Origin of the sequence: Limosilactobacillus urinaemulieris, from assembly GCF_014838745.1 — a bacterium.
GTDB classification, from domain to species: domain Bacteria; phylum Bacillota; class Bacilli; order Lactobacillales; family Lactobacillaceae; genus Limosilactobacillus; species Limosilactobacillus urinaemulieris.
In genome coordinates this window covers 25,446-44,120 of sequence record NZ_JABUXR010000004.1, presented here as the reverse complement: position 1 = coordinate 44,120, position 18,675 = coordinate 25,446, and the positions used below count along the sequence as shown (strand labels likewise).

Annotated in this window: 14 protein-coding genes; 9 read left to right on the top strand and 5 right to left on the bottom strand. The window is 42.1% G+C overall.

Annotated features, from left to right (window positions below; all coding sequences use genetic code 11):
- Window positions 1–36: 36 nt before the first annotated feature.
- The 5 genes from HUK45_RS03025 (at window position 37) to HUK45_RS03005 (ending at window position 5,873) form a co-directional block, all read left to right on the top strand.
- Window positions 37–2,622: a YhgE/Pip domain-containing protein gene (locus HUK45_RS03025; RefSeq protein ID WP_191911032.1), complete on the top strand. Its 2,586-nt coding sequence runs from the start codon at window positions 37–39 to the stop codon at window positions 2,620–2,622.
- A 185-nt stretch (window positions 2,623–2,807) separates the two neighbouring features.
- The gene (locus HUK45_RS03020) at window positions 2,808–4,040 is read left to right on the top strand and encodes an L-lactate MFS transporter (RefSeq protein WP_191911031.1); all 1,233 of its coding nucleotides are present in this window, start codon (window positions 2,808–2,810) and stop codon (window positions 4,038–4,040) included.
- Window positions 4,041–4,196: 156 nt separating this feature from the next.
- Window positions 4,197–5,195, top strand: a complete 999-nt coding sequence (locus HUK45_RS03015) for a D-2-hydroxyacid dehydrogenase (RefSeq protein ID WP_191911030.1) — start codon at window positions 4,197–4,199, stop codon at window positions 5,193–5,195.
- Window positions 5,196–5,411: 216 nt separating this feature from the next.
- Window positions 5,412–5,597: a CsbD family protein gene (locus HUK45_RS03010; RefSeq protein WP_098044541.1), complete on the top strand. Its 186-nt coding sequence runs from the start codon at window positions 5,412–5,414 to the stop codon at window positions 5,595–5,597.
- A 15-nt stretch (window positions 5,598–5,612) separates the two neighbouring features.
- Window positions 5,613–5,873, top strand: a complete 261-nt coding sequence (locus HUK45_RS03005) for a GlsB/YeaQ/YmgE family stress response membrane protein (protein WP_191911029.1) — start codon at window positions 5,613–5,615, stop codon at window positions 5,871–5,873.
- Window positions 5,874–6,088: 215 nt separating this feature from the next.
- On the opposite strand, the gene hflX is transcribed toward HUK45_RS03005, so the two are convergent.
- The 3 genes from hflX to HUK45_RS02990 all read right to left on the bottom strand — a co-directional run bounded on the left by hflX (window position 6,089) and on the right by HUK45_RS02990 (window position 8,797).
- Entirely contained in the window at window positions 6,089–7,363 is a 1,275-nt protein-coding gene (hflX, locus tag HUK45_RS03000) for a GTPase HflX (protein WP_191911028.1), read from the bottom strand.
- Between the two features lie 37 nt (window positions 7,364–7,400).
- Window positions 7,401–8,060 (bottom strand): histidine phosphatase family protein, encoded by a 660-nt coding sequence (locus HUK45_RS02995; protein ID WP_191911027.1) that lies wholly within the window; start codon window positions 8,058–8,060, stop codon window positions 7,401–7,403.
- A gap of 86 nt (window positions 8,061–8,146) precedes the next feature.
- Window positions 8,147–8,797 (bottom strand): DedA family protein, encoded by a 651-nt coding sequence (locus tag HUK45_RS02990; protein WP_191911026.1) that lies wholly within the window; start codon window positions 8,795–8,797, stop codon window positions 8,147–8,149.
- 169 nt (window positions 8,798–8,966) lie between these two features.
- Here HUK45_RS02990 and helD point away from each other — a divergent pair, with 169 nt between their 5' ends.
- The gene (gene helD, locus HUK45_RS02985; protein WP_191911025.1) at window positions 8,967–11,294 is read left to right on the top strand and encodes an RNA polymerase recycling motor HelD; all 2,328 of its coding nucleotides are present in this window, start codon (window positions 8,967–8,969) and stop codon (window positions 11,292–11,294) included.
- 56 nt (window positions 11,295–11,350) lie between these two features.
- Here the strand turns inward: helD and HUK45_RS02980 are convergent, their stop codons facing one another.
- Both HUK45_RS02980 and HUK45_RS02975 read right to left on the bottom strand, forming a co-directional pair.
- On the bottom strand, window positions 11,351–12,247 hold the full coding sequence (locus tag HUK45_RS02980) for a DMT family transporter (RefSeq protein ID WP_191911024.1): 897 nt from the start codon (window positions 12,245–12,247) through the stop codon (window positions 11,351–11,353).
- A gap of 79 nt (window positions 12,248–12,326) precedes the next feature.
- Window positions 12,327–13,220 carry a DMT family transporter gene (locus HUK45_RS02975; protein ID WP_191911023.1) on the bottom strand — a complete coding sequence of 298 codons (894 nt, stop codon included), beginning with the start codon at window positions 13,218–13,220 and terminating at the stop codon, window positions 12,327–12,329.
- A 342-nt stretch (window positions 13,221–13,562) separates the two neighbouring features.
- Here HUK45_RS02975 and HUK45_RS02970 point away from each other — a divergent pair, with 342 nt between their 5' ends.
- The 3 genes from HUK45_RS02970 (at window position 13,563) to guaA (ending at window position 18,596) form a co-directional block, all read left to right on the top strand.
- Window positions 13,563–15,653 (top strand): LTA synthase family protein, encoded by a 2,091-nt coding sequence (locus HUK45_RS02970; protein WP_191911022.1) that lies wholly within the window; start codon window positions 13,563–13,565, stop codon window positions 15,651–15,653.
- A gap of 315 nt (window positions 15,654–15,968) precedes the next feature.
- Window positions 15,969–16,892 carry a type I pantothenate kinase gene (gene coaA, locus HUK45_RS02965; protein ID WP_191911021.1) on the top strand — a complete coding sequence of 308 codons (924 nt, stop codon included), beginning with the start codon at window positions 15,969–15,971 and terminating at the stop codon, window positions 16,890–16,892.
- 150 nt (window positions 16,893–17,042) lie between these two features.
- Window positions 17,043–18,596, top strand: coding sequence for a glutamine-hydrolyzing GMP synthase (gene guaA / locus HUK45_RS02960; protein WP_191911020.1), 1,554 nt, complete (start codon window positions 17,043–17,045; stop codon window positions 18,594–18,596).
- Window positions 18,597–18,675: the final 79 nt, after the last annotated feature.

Below are 18,675 nucleotides of genomic sequence, written 5' to 3'. Positions count from 1 at the left end.
TAATAAAAATATTTAGGGGATAAGAGGAGAATAGAAATGTGGAATGCGATTAAAGCAGAATTTAAGAATATCCTGCACAATCGACTATTATTGATTTCCACTACTGTTATTTGTATCATCCCATTCCTTTACAGTATCTTTTTCCTGAAGTCTGTTTGGGATCCATATGGGAGTACAGAAAACTTACCAGTAGCGGTTGTCAATAAGGATGTTCCAGTTGAATATCGTGGACAAACGATGGATATTGGACACCGGATGGTTAAAGAATTAAAGAAGAATAAGCAATTAAAGTGGGAAATCGTTTCACCAGAAAAGGCACATTACGGTTTAACCCACCGGAAATATTACACAGTAGTGACGATCCCAAAGGACTTTTCGAAAAACGCCACAACTGTATTGGATAAGCATCCTAAACAAATGCAGTTGAAGTACGAGACTAATGGTTCCCTTAACTACATTGGTGAAGTAATTAGTCAACTCGGAATGACCAAGCTGAACGAAAAAATTCGGGCACAAGTTACCCGGGCATATGCTACGGCAATGTTTAAGGCCTTGCACACCGTTGGTAAAGGAATGAGTACCGCTGCTAACGGGGCAAAGCAATTGGATACCGGATTGGTTACGCTGCAAAGCGGAATGAACCAGTACGTTGCCGGGGTTTCTCAAGTAAACAACGGTGTTCAGACATTGCAGGTAAGCGTTGCTCCGTTAGCTGCCGGTGCTCAACAGTTGGCATCTGGTAGTCAAACGCTTGCTAACGGTATTCGCCAATACACTGGTGGTGTCGGTCAGCTTGCTGCTGGATTGGGTCAATTGAACGCCAATTCTGGTGCGTTGAACTCTGGTGCGAGCCAGTTGCAAGGCGGCTTGAATACATTGAGCGGTAAGTCTGGTGATCTTCAAAGTGGAGCAGCTCAGGTTGCTGCTGGAAATTCGCAATTGAATAATACTATTAGTACCATGCTTCCTCAAATTCAAACTCAAATGGGGACAATGTCTAGTGATATCAATGCTAAGGGTCAAGCTCTCAATAATGCGTTGGCTCCAATTGCTCAGACAGGTACCCAACTTAGTCAACTTTCTTCGCAATTAAATAATTTGAGTGCTGCCATTGGTCAAATTAAGCAACAAGTATCTGCTGCTGGTGGAAGTAGCGATCAAAGTGCTCAGTTGAGTGAAGCAGCTAATGCATTAAATGGTGTTCAGGCAACTGATGCTTCTAAACAAGCAGCAATTGAGCAGGCTAAGGCAGCTTTGAATATGGCAGCAAATGCAAGTTCAGAAAATGCTCAACAACAAAATTTAGTTAAATCTCTTAACGAGTTACAATCTAATGTTAATAAATTAAAACAAGCTGTTGATCAATCTGCCACAGGAGCAAATCAGAGTGCTGCAAATGTTAAGAAAGCAGCAACCGATTTGCAAACTAGTTTAACAAACATGCAAACGCAAACTGGTTCTTCATTAAATGCAATTTCTGGTAAGCTTCCTGAAATTCAGAAATTAACAGACGGAGCAAACAAACTTAGTGCTGGTGTCAACCAATACACTAACGGAGTAGATACCGCTGCCGCTGGTGCCGGAACGTTAACTTCTGGGATTGGTCAATACACTGCTGGAGTTGCGCAAGCAGGTGCTGGGGTTGGTCAATTAACGGCTAACTCTGGTGCATTAAATGCTGGTGCTGGTCAACTTGCTGGTGCTCTTGGTCAACTGAATGGTCAGGTTCCTGCATTGACTGCGGGGGTTAACCAATTAGCCGCTGGTACCCAGCAATTAGTTGATAATTCACCTGCCCTTGTTCAGGGAATTACCAAGTTAAATGTTGGTGCTGCTAAGCTCTCAACTGCTCTTGGCAAGGGTGCAAAGACGATCAACGGTATTAAGACTTCACCACGGACTGCTAAGATGATTGCTGAACCTTCAGTTGAAAAGCACTCTAATTACAGTTACGTACCAAACTATGGTCACGCACTGGCACCTTATGTTCTGTCAGTTGCCCTCTATGTTGGGATGCTGGTCTTCAACTTTGTTTACCCAATTCGACGGGTTGCAGATCCAAAGACCTCCGCAACTGCTTGGTGGTTTAGTAAAGTTGTCGTTGGTGCGGTGGCCGCAATTGCCATGGCCGTTGTTGAATGTGGAATCATGATGCTGTGCGGCTTAACAGTTGATCATGTTCCATCATTCTTTGCAACAACGATCCTCTTCGGACTCGCTTCAATGGCCGTTGTTATGTTCTTATCAATGACCTTTGATAACCCAGGACGGTTTGTTGCCATGGTTCTTCTGATGTTACAACTTGGTGGTTCTGGTGGGACATTCCCAATGGAAGTTACCATGAAGTTCTACAATGTTATTCACTGGTACTTACCAATGACCTACTCAATCTTGGGTCTCCGTGATTCAATCAGTGGTGGTCTTGGTACCCATTACACATTGTTCTGTAACCTTGTTCTTCTCGGAATCGCAGTTGTCTTCAACCTGTTACTCTTGCTAACGATGAAGGGAATTGCATCACATGAATTCCGTGCCCCAACTGTTGAAAGCATGAAAGCTAATGAACACGGTCCAATGGGCAAGGGCGATGGTTTTACATCAGATGGCAAAAATGATAAATAGTAAAGTTGGTAATCAAGATTAAAAGTACCGGGAAAAGCAAAGTCTTCTCCCGGCTTTTTTATAATTTACGATTTAATCGCTTACAATGATAAAGTTCGTGTTTTGCTTATTGTTTAATTAAAAGTCCTGTGTTATTTTTTAAACACCGAACTAATACAACTTATTTAAAATAATGTTCGGAAATAATGGCAAAGACGAGGAACCGGTATGGAGTTGCAATTGCGGGGGTAATCCTCCACTTAATGATTGGTGGGGTATATGCTTGGAGTGTGTTTACCAAGCCAATTTCTGCCTATACTGGTTGGAAGGAAACATCAGTATCATTTGCGTTTAGTTTGGCAATCTTCTTTTTAGGGATGTCAGCTGCATTTATGGGACGGTTAGTTGAAAAGTTTGGCCCAACCGTTACTGGAACGATCTCAAGTATTTGTTACGGAAGCGGAATTGCATTGACTGGATTAGCGATCCAATCACACCACTTATGGTTGCTTTACTTAGCTTATGGTGTTATTGGCGGATTAGGATTAGGCTCTGGCTATGTTACACCAGTATCAACTATTGTTCGTTGGTTCCCTGACAAGCGGGGATTAGCTACTGGGTTAGCAATTATGGGATTCGGTTTTGCGGCAATGCTTACTGGTCCAGTTGCTCAACACCTGATGGCACTTGTGGGGATTGCTAATACCTTTTATGTTTTAGGAGCATTCTACTTTGTTGTAATGATCGTAGCTGCTCAATTTATTAAAAAGCCACGTCCTCATGAATTACCACAAGCGATCGCTGAAAATGCTCAACGGGTAAGTTTAACTAACCAAGAATTAACCGCCAACCAAGCATTAAAGACCCGAACTTTTGCATTCTTGTGGTTCATGTTCTTTATCAACATCACCACTGGAATTGGTCTCGTTTCGGCAGCTTCTCCAATGGCACAGAATATGACAACAATGACTGCCAGTGCTGCCGCGGTAATGGTCGGGATCATTGGCTTATTCAACGGTTTCGGTCGGCTTGCCTGGGCAACACTATCTGATTTCATCGGTCGGCCGCTTACGTACAGTTTGATCTTTGTGCTCGATATTTTAATGCTCTTTGTTCTCCTTTTCTTCAAGACACCATTTATCTTCGCGTTAGCACTCTGCTTGTTAATGTCTTGCTACGGTGCCGGATTCTCAGTAATTCCGGCGTACCTTGGCGATGTCTTTGGAACGAGGGAATTAGGCGCAATTCATGGCTACATCTTAACTGCCTGGGCTGCCGCGGGGATGGTCGGACCAATCCTGCTTTCCTACACTCACCAAGTGCTCCACAATTATTATGTAACTTTGATTGTCTTTGTTATTATTGACGCCTTAGCAATGATTGTCTCCGTTTGGATTCAGCGTGATTTTGTCACTCGTCGAGAAACTAAGACTGCTTAAATTAAAAATGACTTTATAAATAAACAACCTAAGATTATCTTCGTTCTGAACTAATCTTAGGTTGTTTTTAGTTTGTTCATCAATCTAGTATAATAAAGATTGTAAGCGATTTTTTGCACACAAATACTTACAGATATATAAAGGATGGGATTACAAATGAAGCTAATTATGTTTGGCGTAGACGATAAAGAGGTGCCTTACGCTAAGGAGTGGGCGGCTAAAACCGGCAATGAGGTTAAATTAGTTAAGGAACAACTAACCGCCTCAACAATTGATTTAGTAGAGGGTTTTGATGGAATTTCAGTTCTTCAGACCAGTAAGATTGATGATCCAGCGATCTATGCTAAGTTAAAGCAATTTGGGATTAAGCAGCTATCAACCCGGACAGCAGGATTTGACATGTTTGATCTTGATTTAGCAAAGAGCAATGGTCTGAAGATCACGAATGTTTCTATCTATTCTCCACGGGCAATTGCGGAAATGGGATTGACCCACGCAATGTACCTTTTGCGCCGGATCGGAGAATTTAAGGAACGGATGGTAAATGACGCTGATTTCCGCTGGAGTAAAGATCTAGTTAGCAATGAAATCTACAACCAAACCGTTGCGATTGTCGGTCTCGGTCATATTGGCGGAGCAACCGCACAGATTTATAAGGCGTTGGGTGCACGGGTAATTGCGGTTACGCGGGAAGCGAGCGTTATTTATGCACCGTATGTTGACGCTTTTGTTGATCTAGAAACCGCGTTAACGGAGGCTGACATTATTACCCTCCATGTTCCGTTGACTTCCAGTACAGAAAACATGTTTGCTGCTCCGCAATTTAAGCAAATGAAGAATAATGCAATCTTGATTAATATGGCACGGGGAAAAGTTGTTAATACGAATGACCTGATTGCAGCTCTGAAGAACCATGAAATTGCGGGAGCTGGGCTTGATACTCTTGGTGATGAAACAACTTACTTTAGTAAGAAGGTTTCGCCAGAAGACGTTCCAGCTGACTTCAAGGAATTAGTGGAAATGCCAAACGTGGTAGTGACGCCACACGTTGCCTTCATGACGACTACTGCTGTTCGCAATATGGTTCAGGTTAGTTTGAATGATATTGCCGCGATTATTAAAGGAAAAAATGTTAAGAACGAAATTCGTTTTTAATTCATAATTAATAAGTGAGCAGCCGTTAAAAGACGTGAGAATGCTGGTGAAATAGTATCTTCACGTCTTTTGTTAATTTAAGGAAAAGATAATTAATATTAATACTTTCGTAAGCAAACTGGTAAAGGGTCGCTAATGAAATCGCTTATTGTTATGATCAAACCATCAAAGAAAGTTACTAGCACACAGTCACTTAGATAGAGAAAGGAGCAGACTATGACTAGCAAAAAGAGCATTAAGAACAAGGTTGTCGGTAAGCTGAAACAGGTTGAAGGAAAAATAACTAAGGATAAAGTTCGTGAGGCAGAAGGTAAAGCACAAGAAACTCACGGTAAGGCGCAAGCAAAAGCAGATGAGTTGAAAAAGAAAGCAGATAAGAAAAAAGAAGAATTAGCTGAATAAAAGGAGGGGATGTAAATGCTTCATTGGATTTGGGTATTAATTGTCGGTGGTGTCATTGGATTGATTGCCGGAGCGATTACTCGTCGTGGTGGTTCCATGGGAGTCATCAGTAATATCATTGCCGGACTAGTAGGTTCATCACTAGGTGAAGCAGTCCTCGGTGACTGGGGACCACAAGTTGCCGGAATGGCAATCGTCCCTTCGATTATCGGTGCAGTAATTCTGGTATTAATTGTTTCCTGGATTATGGGGATGATTAATCGCAGGGCAGCGTAGTATCATTTATATAAATATAGATAGAGGGTGAGAAAAATAAAAGTTTTTCTCACCCTCTATCTATATTTAGTTATCTCCGAACTTACAGAGTCTAATTGCGGAAATTAACCCGAGCCTTCGAGTCTAACTACGAACGACTCTGATGAATTCATCATCATTCATCGTTCTAGGTTAGCCCACCAGGCTCTTAAATGGGTTAATTCCCAGCTTCCTATTTATTGAATAACGTATTTTTGATACTTATCGTAATCTTTTTGCGAAAGTTCAACGGTTAGAACGGTTCCGCTATTTTGGTATTCAGTATTCAAGATGTTGGTGTTTTCGTTAAGGTACGAAACAACATTCCCGTCCGCAAACGGGATCAACATTTTGGCTTCAACATAGTCTTGGAACAGGTGCTTTCGAATGGTTGAAACGAGGAGATCAAGTGATTCATCATCCTTAGCAGAAATCACGATTTGATCGTCACCTTCAAGCACTGGATATTCCATGTCGGTCTTATCGGCCTTGTTAAAGACATACAGCATTGGGATATTTTCAATTCCAATCTGCTTGAGTGTCTTTTGGGTGGTTTTCATCATGTCTTCGTAATGTGGATCTGAAGCATCAATGACCTGAATTAATAGGTCAGCATTAGCTGCTTCTGCCAACGTTGACTTGAATGATTCAACCAGGTGGGTTGGCAACTTGCTAACAAAGCCGACCGTATCACTAAGTAAGAACCGTTTTTGATCCGGTAATGTTAATTGACGAACACTGGTATCCAAAGTAGCAAATAGCATGTCCTTTTCAAAAACAGTCTTGTCTTCGCCGGCACCATATTTTTCAACGAGGCCATTCATGATCGTAGACTTACCAGCGTTAGTATAACCAACGAGGGCGGCCGTTGGAATGGCACTCTTGTCCCGTTGCTTTCGTTTAACTTCTTCGGAACGATCAATTACCCGCAGTTCTTTTCGCAGGTGGCTGATTGAATTCTGAATTGTCCGGCGGTTCATTTCCAACTTGGTTTCACCGGATCCCCGGTTAGTGAAGCCGCTACCGCCACCGGTTTGCTGATCAAGTCGTTGGTTAGCACTAGTCTGTAATCGTGGCAGTCGGTATTGTAATTCTGCAATTTGAACTTGGAGTTTGGCTTCCTTGGACTGTGCCCGTTCAGCGAAGATTTCAAGGATCAGTGCAGTACGGTCAAGAACACGACAGCCAAGTTCGTCCTCAAGATTTCGTAACTGACTAGGAGTTAACTCATCATTAGTGATCACGGTTGAAACATTTTCAGCTAAAACTGCTTCTTTAATTTCATCAACCTTACCACTTCCGAAGTAGGTAGCTGGATTAGGCCGGTCAATTGACTGATCAATCCGGTCGATTACCTTCATGTGATTTGCCTGGGCTAATTCAGCAAGTTCGGTCATGGAATAATCAAAGTCTTCTTGTTCGGTGTTTAACCCAGTGATTAATACTGGCTCTTCAGTTTGTATGTTATCCATTGAAAGATAGTGTTCCCCCTTTTAAGTTCAATTATTTTTATTTATCAGGAATGTGGAGTTGGCTATAAAAGTCCACATGAGTATCAGTATCAGTTAATGTCATTTTCATAATGCTGCCGTTTCGTGGCGAAACATTTTGGTCGACCCCTTCAAGGTAGCGATCAGCGATTGAACGGATCGCAGCGCCGTGTGAAACGACAACCGCAACAGAGTTATCTGGCAGGTTACGCAACCGATCAAAGCCCTTATCCATTCGTTGCCAAAAACGTTCGGCATCTTCGGCGTCCCCATATTGATCCGCCTTTGCAATTCGATTTTTGAGTTCATCTGTGCCCCAGCCGGCAGCCATTTGGGAGAATGTATGGTAGCCGTATTTGCCGCCAACGATGTCAGCAACTGCACCACCATTTGCTCCTTCAAAAAAGCCAAAGAAGATTTCCCGAAATGCTGGTTCTTGAATTGGCTCCTTAAGGTCAGTATTCGGATCAGCAGCAAGGAGCAACCGTGCGGTATTAACTGCCCGTGAAAGATCACTACTGAAAATGTAATCAAACTTAACCTTCGATAGTGCCTTTCCTACACGCTTAGCATCTTCAATCCCCTTTTCGGTCAGGGGAGCGTCAGACCAGCCCTGCATCCGATTATAACGGTTGAGGTAGGTTTGACCATGACGAACAAAGTAGACAGTAATTGCCAACTTGATCAGCTCCTTTATTACGTAATAACAATTATCTACTATTTTACCATGCTTTAATGGTAAGTGGGAACTGTAGCGGCCTAATGTTACAGCATGTTATTCCGCTTAAGGATCTTTCGCCGAATATGACGAATAAGAGCAAGGGTGGCGATAACCAGCAGAGCGCCAGCAACAAAAATCAGGATAATTAACGAGAAGTGTTCCTTAACAAAGGGAATGCTACCAAAGTAGTAACCGACGACACTGGCAAGGAGAACCCATATTATAACCCCAAGAAGGTTTCCGATCATGAACCGGCGAAAGTCAAAGTGCATTGTTCCGGCGATTAACGGCACAAACGTCCGGATCAGCGGGACAAAGCGACCAAACGCAACGGTTTTAATCCCGTGCTTTTCTAGTAACTGATGGGCTTTAACCATTCCGGGACCATTAACTCGTTTTGAAAGCCATTGCCAGCGCGAAAGGGAGCGACCAATAAAGTAATTGACCGTATCACCAATAAAAGCGGCTAAAAAGAAAACGGGAATCACAATTTCCATTTTCAGGACAGGGTGAAATGCAATAAACGAGGCGGTAAGGAAAATCAGTGATTCTCCCGGGAGCCACGGAAAGATGACCAGTCCGGTTTCCATGAAGATGATTGTAAACAATAGAACATAACTCCAGGGTCCCAACCATTCAAACATTGGAATGATCACTTCAGCAATGTGAGTCAAGATATAAAATAAGTTGGCCAATCGACAAGGCTCCTTTCTGAATCGAGTTATTATACTATTTTACCGTTATTCTGGACTTAAAAGTTAGGGTAGCAGTGATATTTAAAGATAATTTAGCATTCACGATAGCAGGGTGATATTGTTTCGGTCACCGCTTCATCAATGATATAATAGTAAGACGATTTCACGAATGGAGGTAGAAAGAGTGACCGAACAGTCAGTACAAGAATTTGAACAGCAGCATTTAGATCACGTTATTGATGAGATCAAACAGGCTAAGGAAAGAGCCGAAGAAAAGATCCATACCGCCCGACATGATATTAAGGGAATTAATAAACAGATTGATGATATTCACCTAAACACGACGACCTATTCAGGGATGATGGATACGGCAATGTCATTTCGTGCCCAGCAGCAGATGCTGGATGAACGACAAAATAGCTGGCAACACGCTGCGGATCGCCTTTCAACCTTGAAACGCTTAGAAAAGAAACCTTACTTTGCCCGAATTGACTTCCAAGAAAAGGGGGCTGAAAAACCCGAAACCGTTTATATTGGCTTAGCATCATTTAGTGACCAGCCAGATCATTTTCTGGTATACGATTGGCGGGCACCAATTTCTTCGATCTACTATGAGGGAAAGCTAGGAAAGGTTAGTTACGAGACGCCGGTTGGAACTCAGGAAGTTAACATGACCCTCAAACGTCAATTTCAGATTGATGATGGGACAATTGTAACGATTTTTGATACTGACGAGCAGGTCGGTGATCAAATGCTTTTGGAAGCTTTGGGGACTCATTCCAGTACTAAGATGAAGAGTATTGTTACAACAATTCAGCGAACCCAAAATGAAATTATTCGGGACACAAAGGATGAACTTCTCTTCGTCCAGGGAGCTGCTGGTTCCGGTAAAACAGCCGCAGTTCTTCAACGGGTTGCGTGGCTTTTGTACCGTTACCGGGGCAACCTAAGTTCTTCTCAAGTGGTTCTCTTCTCGCCCAACCAATTATTTAATGATTACATTGATCAAGTGCTCCCAGAATTAGGGGAACATAACATGGTTCAGATGACTTATTACCAGTTTGCTAATCGGCGGGTTCCGCGATTGCATGTAGAAACGCTCGCCCAACGCTTTACCAGCAGCCAGGATCCGGCAGTCAAGAAGGCGGTTCAATTAACAACGAGTTTAGCTTATTTTAAGGCAACCGGACGTTATGCTAAGCACCTCGGAAAGGCCAATATGCGTTTTCGCAATCTGATGTTCCGTGGAAAAGTCTTCATTAGCAAAGAAAAAATTAAAGAAATTTACTACTCATTCAATAATAACTACAATCTTGGCAACCGGCTTGATGGAACTAAGGAAGCATTAATTAAGTACCTCAATCACCGGATTAGTGTTGAAATGCGCAGTAAGTGGGCTGAAGAAGCCGTGCAAAACCTGAGCAAGGAACAAATTGATGACTTGATGGACAACCAGCCACGAGAATTTGCGGATGAAAATCAACAGTTCAAGTTTCTCGCCCGCCAGATTGTAATGAAGGCGCTCACACCAGTGAAACGGGCGATTGATCATAATTTATGGCTAAACATTAACGCCCAATTTATCCACCTCCTCCGAGCAACCCCTAAGTTCATGGACCTGAATAAATTTGGCATTAGCACTGCTGAATGGGAAGCGTACGTTGAAAAAACAAAGGATGATCTCCGTCAAGGAAACATTAGTGCCAACGGGATTACCATTTATCTCTACCTCTACGATTTAATGACCGGGAAGAAGGGCCAACGGGATATTCGATATGTCTTCATTGACGAAGTTCAGGATTATGATGCCTACCAGTTAGCATACTTAAAGTTCCGTTTTCCTAATGCTCGGTTTACTCTTCTTGGTGATTTGAATCAGGCAATCTTTACCCATGAGAATAGTCGTTCGCTCTTACGCCAATTGGGGACAATGTTTGATCCGGAAAAGACAAAGGTTGTTCAACTGACTAAGTCTTACCGGTCAACTAAACAGATCACGGACTTTACGAAGCATTTCTTAATGAATGGTGAGGCAATTGAAGCCTTTGACCGAAATGGCGACTTACCAACTGTGATTGAAACTGATAATTATTCTGCCGGTGTTGATAGTGTCGTTGAAACGCTAAAGAAGTACCAGCAGGAGCATGATGCAGTGGCGATTATCGGCAAGACGCTTGATGATTGTGAAAAGCTTTATGACGAATTAAAACAGCGGAATGTCAAGACAACGCTTATTCGGACAGAAAACCAGCGCTTAGTTGATGGGGTTATTATTGTGCCATCCTTCTTAGCTAAGGGACTAGAATTTGACGCAGTGATTGCTTGGAACACGAATGAGCAAGAATACCCTGATGATAGTGAACGCCAACTGCTTTACACGATTGCTTCTCGGGCAATGCACGCGTTAACAATGGTTTCCGTAGGTAAAGTGACGCCGTTGCTCAAAGATGTCCCAGATGAACTTTATTCATTTGTGAAGCGCGGTAAGAATAATTAAGACAAAGACCTAAGTCTCCGTTTAACGGGAACTTAGGTCTTTGTCTTAAAGATAGTTTAATCTTGTACTCTTAGTTTTGAATTGCGGAAATTAACCTGCATAATCACGTTAGCCATAATAATCAGTAGGCCACCGATAACTAACCGTGGTGAAAGCTGGTCATAGCCGAGAAGAACGGAAATGACGGTTGCAAAGAATGATTCGCTCATCAAAATCAAACTGGCAGAAGTGGCATCAGTGTACTTTTGTGCCCTAATTTGGATTCCCCGAGCTGCAAAGGTAATCACTATGGCAATGATTGCTAGCGGGAGAAGTGCTTGGAGCCAATGAATATGTGTAAGTGATGCTCGTTCCGTGGTTAGTGCTAATGGGGTACCGCAGATTACTTGGACAAATCCAATTAATGTAATGATAATCCACGGATTAGATGCCCGACTCGCGTACTTACCAAAAATGATAATTTGCAACGCCCAGAAGAAGGCAGAGAAGAAAGTGATTAGGTCGCCTGACTGAAGAGACCAGGTACTTCCGGTAATGCCCGTTAGAATTGCCATTCCAGCAAGCGAGAGCGGAATTGCAAAAATGATCTTGAGTTGTGGGCGCTCATGCCAAAAAATCCATAAAATTAGTGGCGTCAAGATAACGTAAGTCACGGTAATAAAGGAACTCTTAGCCGGTGTTGTGGAACGAAGACCGAGCGTTCTTAGATAATAACCGCAAAAGTTAACCAGACCAACGATTAAGCCTACTTTGATGTCAAACCGGGTAGCTTGTTTTAGTTGGCGGTGAAAGAGGATAATCCCACCAACTACACACATAGCACCACGAACCGCATTGATGGTCCCCGATTGCATTCCGGCATTGACCACCACTTTATTGAAAATATAGGTGCTCCCCCAAAGAATGGTTACAAAAACAAGAAGGAGGTTAGCGGCTGTTTTGTAAAGCTTCATCAGCGTGCTCCTTTCAACTTCCAGAAAATTCCTGGCTAAAAGATAATTGCAGAGTACCAATTGTTGATCCAAAATGCAATTAATTAGTTCGTTTTAAGAATGGAAGACGGTGGAGATCAGTTTGCATAATCGCGTTTGCGAGGAGTAAGATTGCGCCACCAATGATTAGTGAATGGGTTAATGAATCATAGCCTAAAATTACTGACAGGACACTGGCAAAGAAAGATTCAAGCATCAGGAGTAACCCGGCTGATGTAGCATCGGTATATTTTTGGGCGGTAATTTGCATTCCCTGAGCAATGAAAGTAACGAGAATGGCAAGCAGGGCAACAGGGATGAGCGCTTGTAGCCAGTGGATGCGGGAGAAAGTTTGGGTTTCGGTTGCAAAGGAAACACCCCATCCGGCAGCTCCCTGAATTAATCCGATCATAAAGATAATTACCCAAGGATTTGAAGCTTTCGAGGCAATTTTGCCAAAAAAGATTAACTGGAGGGCCCAGAAGATTGAAGAAATAAGGGTTCGAAGATCACCGTAGTTTAAGGCTAATCCAGTAGCCGTAACGTTGGTTAAAATGCCCATCCCAATTAACGCTAACGGAATAACAAAGTAGGTTTTTCGTCGTGGCCGTTCGTGCCAAAAAATCCATAAGAGAAGTGGTGAAAGAGCAACGTACATGGTAGTGATAAAGGCGTTTTTGGCTGGCATGGTAAAACGGAGACCATCAGTTTGTAAGTAATAGGCGACAAAGTTAGTAATCCCCATTAATAGGCCTGCCTTGAAATCAAACCAAGTCATTTGCCGGATACTTTTATTAAAGACAATCAGGCAGCCGACCACACACATCGTCCCCCGGACAGCATTAATCATTCCTGACTGCATTCCAGCATTGATTGCCATTCGGACGAAGATATAACTTGCACCCCAGAGAATGGCGACGGTTAGTAAGAGTAAATTAGCCTTACGTTTTGACATTAAGATTCCTCCCCAAAATATTTACTATCCTAGTATATGATATTTTGTTGCAAATACAACAAAGAAAAAGAAGAGGGGGATTGTTTTTGGTAGCAGGGTTAAGGACCTTCTTCCTAGGCAACATAGCCGAAACGTGCTTCGCCCGAGTTCCCTAGAGCTAGCAACCTCTCTCCTAGGCGCAAGTCGCCTTCGTCGAGAGAAATTGCTAGCTTTCCGGGAACTCTTTGGGGCGAAGGCACTCTACTTTATTCTTAATTTTTTTTGAAATAAGTTTTTAAAGGTTGCTCACTCTAAATTGTTGTAATATTGTAGGTATTGATATTTTTTAATGGAGGAACGATTATGAAGACAGCGTTGCAGAAGCTCTGGCACGGCTTGAATACCAAGCTTGGCTTTTTTCTGCTAGTAGTACTCCTGTTTGCAATTAAAAGTTACTGGGCATATAGCACTGAGTTTAACTTGGGCGTTAAGGGAAGCGTTCAGCACTTTCTCTTGGCATTTAATACCATTCCGGGTGCCCTAGTTTTTCTGGGAATTGCGTTATATTTTAGGGGACGGTTATCGTACTGGTTAATGCTGATTATTAATGCATTACTCTCAACCTGGCTGTTCGCTAATATCCTGTACTACCATGAATTTTCCGATTTTATTACATTTAATATTATTAAGGGATCAGGAGCAGCCTCTAATAACTTAGGGACGAGTATTCTCGGAATTATTCGTCCAGAGGATTTCTTGGTCTACGCTGATGTGATTATTCTTGCATTAGTACTCCTGTTCCATGTTATTCGAATCGATATGCGGTACTTTAAGATTCGTTATGCAATGACGATTACCGCGTTAGGTTTTGTCTTGTTTGGTGTTAACTTGGGGATGGCCGAATCAAACCGTTCGCAATTGTTAACCCGGACATTTGATAATAACTACATCGTTAAGTACCTCGGGTTACAAGCTTATACTATTTATGATGGGGTAAAGACAACTCACAACAGTGTGGTTAAGGCTAAAGCAAATAAGGAACAGCTAAAGCCAGTGCAAAAGTTCTTAAAGAAGAACTATGCTGGTCCAAATGTTGAGTACGAAGGGACGATGCGGGGAAAGAATATCTTTGTTATCCACTTGGAAAGTTTGCAGCAATTTATGATTGACTATAAGCAAAATGGTCAAGAAGTAATGCCAAACTTAAACAAGCTATACCACTCATCTAATACTCTGGCGTTTGATAACTTCTTCCACCAGGTTGGTCAAGGGAAGACTGCCGATGCCGAAATGATGCTGGAAAATTCCCTCTATGGCTTGCCAGAAGGTTCAGCAATGGTTACTGATGGGACGAATAACACGTTCCAGTCAGCACCTGCTCTATTGCACCAAAAGCTGGGTTACACGACAGCTTCGTTCCACGGGGATGTGCCGAGTTTCTGGAACCGTGACAATGCTTATAAGTCTTTTGGTTACCAGTACTTCTTTAGTAAGAGCTACTACCCAAAGGTTAAGGATCAAGAATTGGGTTATGGGTTGAAGGATAAGATCTTCATGAAGGAATCAATGCACTACATAGAGCAGTTGCCGCAACCATTCTATGCTAAGTTGATTACCGTTACTAACCACTACCCATACATTATTGATAAGAAGAACACTTCAATTGATGCCTGGAAGACTGGGGATGACACGGTTGATCACTATATTCAAACCGCCCATTACCTTGATCAATCAATTGGTGAATTCTTAGATTACCTTGATAAGTCTGGCTTACGGCAAAACAGTGTCATTATTTTATATGGTGACCACTACGGAATTTCAAATAACCACCGGCCGGCAATCGCTCAGATTTTAGGTAAAAAGAAGGTTACCAACTACGACTTGGCAATGTTCCAAAAGGTTCCATTCATGATCAATGCTCCTGGCCTTAAGGGGGGAATTGATCATACTTATGGTGGTGAAATTGATGTTCTGCCAACCATCGAGGACCTGTTAGGAATCAGTTCAGACAAGTATATTCAATTCGGACAAGATCTTCTTTCTAAGGATCGGAACCAAATTGTGCCATTCCGGAATGGTGACTGGGTAACGCCAAAATACACGAAATACAATGGCGATTACTACCACACTGCTACTGGAAAGCAGATTAAGAACCCAACGGCAAAGGAACAGAAGCAGTTTGACAAGATTCAAAAGTACGTCACAACTGAGTTAGGCTTAGCCGATAAGGTAATGAATGGTGACCTGATTCGCTTCTATAATCTTCCAGGATTCAAGAAGGTCAACAAGAAAGACTACACTTACAATATGAAGAAGAGTCTGAAGAACCTGAAGAAGGATCAGAAGAAACACAAGACAAGTGTGAAGGCAGAGAACAATAATCAAAGTACTTACGATGATTACTCGACTGACGCACCGGAATTAAAGGATCAGAATCCTAGTTTCCCAGATTAGGGTGTATATAAACCTGTCAGCAATAAACTGACAGGTTTTTTATTTGATTGAAATATAAAATAAATATAAAATGAAATTATCAAATATAAAGCAAGTATAAAAGAAATATAAAATAAGATAAGCAAATATAAACGGGTATGTTATAGATGATCAATTGATTACGGTTCCTCGTCGTGGTTTTGTCCAATTATCATTACCATTCTTTGCTGCATTTGTTGATAAGGATAACCAAGAACACTTTCTGATCTAGCCACACTAAACTATGGTATGATTATTGTTAATCGCTTACATTAATTAATGAAGGAATCAGTAACTATGAATGAATGGATGAATTATGAGCAGTTTGATCGGCAGGAGTGGCATAGCTTTTTTCCGACTGATACGGTTCGTTTGAGTCAGGATAACCTTGATGAGATTAAATCGCTTAATGACCGAATTTCAATTGAAGATGTTCAAGATATCTATTTGCCACTAATTAAGCTGCTTCAATTGCGCTTTCAAAACCATCTGGAATGGCAGATGCAAAAGGCTAATTTTCTCCACCAGAAAAGTGAACGGGTCCCGTATATTATCGGGATTGCGGGATCGGTTGCAGTTGGTAAGAGTACAATTGCTCGGCTTTTAAGTATTTTGCTAAATAAGCTTCTCCCAGATAAGCGGGTCGAATTAATGACCACGGATGGTTTTCTTTATCCAAATGCCGAATTGAAACGGCGGGGGCTTCTGGATCGGAAAGGGTTTCCTGAATCGTACGATATGGAGAAACTGCTGCGCTTTATGAATGATATTGAGGCTGGCAAGGCGGTAGTAGAGGCACCAACGTACTCACATCAGGTGTATGATGTAATGCCAGACCAACCGTTAGTTATCCGGCAACCGGACGTTTTAATTGTGGAAGGAATTAATACTCTGCAACTGCCATCTAGTCAGCAGATCTATGTTAGTGACTATTTTGATACTTCCATTTATGTTGACGCGGATGCTGAGCAGATTGAAAAATGGTACTTGCAACGGTTTGGGATGCTGTTAGACACGGCACTTACCGATCCGGATAATTATTACTATTCATATTCCCAGGGGCCACGAGAAGAAGCATTTAAGATGGCAAAGAACGTTTGGCAAACAATTGATTTGCCGAACCTTACTGACTATATTTTGCCAACCCGTAATCGGGCAAATATCATTCTTCATAAAACTGCTAATCACGTGGTGGATCGAATTTACTTGAAACGCGGTTAAAAGTCGACTCTTGATGCATTACTTTTTAAACGGTGCACCAAGAGTTGTCTAGTTTAAAAAACGAACTAATAATGATCATTGACCATTAAACGTTTAGCTTGTAAACTTAGTTGTTAAGAAATAAGAAATTCAGAAAAGGGAAGTGGCAACGTGGCAAAATTAAACTTGGATGCTTTTGATAAGATTATCGTGCTTGATTTTGGTAGTCAGTATAATCAATTGATTACCCGACGTTTGCGTGACTTTGGGGTATATTCTGAACTCCTTTCACACAAGATTACGGCTGATGAAATCAAGAAGATTAACCCGAAAGGCATTATTTTCTCTGGTGGTCCAAACAGTGTCTACGACAAGGATGCCTTTAAGGTTGATCCTGAAATCTTTAAATTAGGTATTCCAATTTTAGGGATTTGTTATGGGATGCAATTAATGTCATACGATCTTGGCGGTAAGGTTGAAAAGGCCGATAATTCCGAATATGGTCGTGCTGATATTGAAGTCTTAAAAGATGACGCGGTATTGTTCAAGGGCTTGCCAAAGAAGCAATACGTTTGGATGAGTCACGGTGACTTGGTAACCAAGGCACCTGAAGGCTTTGAAGTTACCGTAACCAGCAAGGACTGCCCAATTTCTGCAATCGCTGATAATAAGCGGAAGTTCTACGGGATTCAGTTCCATGCTGAAGTCCGAAACTCTGAATACGGGTTAGACATTCTTCGGCGGTTTGCTTTTGACGTTTGTGGTGCTAAGAACAACTGGACGATGGATGACTTCATCGATCTTCAAGTTGACCATATTCGTCAAGAAGTTGGTGACAAGAAAGTGATCTTAGGTCTTTCTGGTGGGGTTGATTCTAGCGTTACTGCTGTATTGATTCACAAAGCAATTGGTGACCAATTAACTTGTATCTTTGTTGACCACGGTCTGTTACGGAAGAACGAAGCCGATCAAGTAATGAATGCCTTGAATAAGGATCTTGGAGTAAACATTATCAAGGTTGACGCTGCTGACCGGTTCCTCAGTAAGTTAGAGGGTGTTACCGATCCTGAAACCAAACGGAAGATCATTGGTAAGGAATTTATCGAAGTCTTCAATGAAGAAGCAAAGAAGATTCCTGATGCTGACTTCCTTGCTCAGGGAACTCTTTACACTGATGTCATCGAATCTGGAACCGATACTGCCCAAACAATCAAGTCTCACCACAATGTTGGGGGCTTGCCAAAGAAGCTCGGCTTTAAGCTGATCGAACCATTACGGAAGCTCTTTAAGGATGAAACTCGTGAATTGGGTGAAAAGCTTGGCATTCCGCACGAATTAGTTTGGCGGCAACCATTCCCAGGTCCAGGCCTTGGTATCCGGGTTATCGGTGAAATTACTCCAGAAAAGCTGGAAATTGTCCGTGAATCAGACGCAATCTTGCGTGAAGAGATCAAGAAAGCCGGACTGGATGAAAAAATCTGGCAATACTTCACCGTCTTGCCAGGAATTCGTTCAGTTGGTGTCATGGGTGATGGCCGGACATATGATTACGCTGTTGCTATCCGTGCCGTAACCTCAATTGACGGGATGACTGCTGACTTTGCCAAGATTCCATGGGACGTCTTACAAAAGATTTCCGTCCGGATCGTCAATGAAGTGGATCACGTTAACCGGATCCTTTACGATGTCACGAGTAAGCCACCTTCGACTATTGAGTATGAATAAAATAGTAATATTACTTAGAGTTGGAAAGGCGATATATCAACGTTTCGGCAGCTATAATAAGACCTCAAAAGTCTTAAAA

Coding starts and splice junctions, on each gene's coding strand:
- HUK45_RS03025 (WP_191911032.1), top strand. CDS start 37: ATGTGGAATGCGATTAAAGCAGAATTTAAGAATATCCTGCACAATCGA.
- HUK45_RS03020 (WP_191911031.1), top strand. CDS start 2,808: ATGGCAAAGACGAGGAACCGGTATGGAGTTGCAATTGCGGGGGTAATC.
- HUK45_RS03015 (WP_191911030.1), top strand. CDS start 4,197: ATGAAGCTAATTATGTTTGGCGTAGACGATAAAGAGGTGCCTTACGCT.
- HUK45_RS03010 (WP_098044541.1), top strand. CDS start 5,412: ATGACTAGCAAAAAGAGCATTAAGAACAAGGTTGTCGGTAAGCTGAAA.
- HUK45_RS03005 (WP_191911029.1), top strand. CDS start 5,613: ATGCTTCATTGGATTTGGGTATTAATTGTCGGTGGTGTCATTGGATTG.
- hflX (WP_191911028.1), bottom strand. CDS start 7,363: ATGGATAACATACAAACTGAAGAGCCAGTATTAATCACTGGGTTAAAC.
- helD (WP_191911025.1), top strand. CDS start 8,967: ATGGAGGTAGAAAGAGTGACCGAACAGTCAGTACAAGAATTTGAACAG.
- HUK45_RS02980 (WP_191911024.1), bottom strand. CDS start 12,247: ATGAAGCTTTACAAAACAGCCGCTAACCTCCTTCTTGTTTTTGTAACC.
- HUK45_RS02975 (WP_191911023.1), bottom strand. CDS start 13,220: ATGTCAAAACGTAAGGCTAATTTACTCTTACTAACCGTCGCCATTCTC.
- HUK45_RS02970 (WP_191911022.1), top strand. CDS start 13,563: ATGAAGACAGCGTTGCAGAAGCTCTGGCACGGCTTGAATACCAAGCTT.
- coaA (WP_191911021.1), top strand. CDS start 15,969: ATGAATGAATGGATGAATTATGAGCAGTTTGATCGGCAGGAGTGGCAT.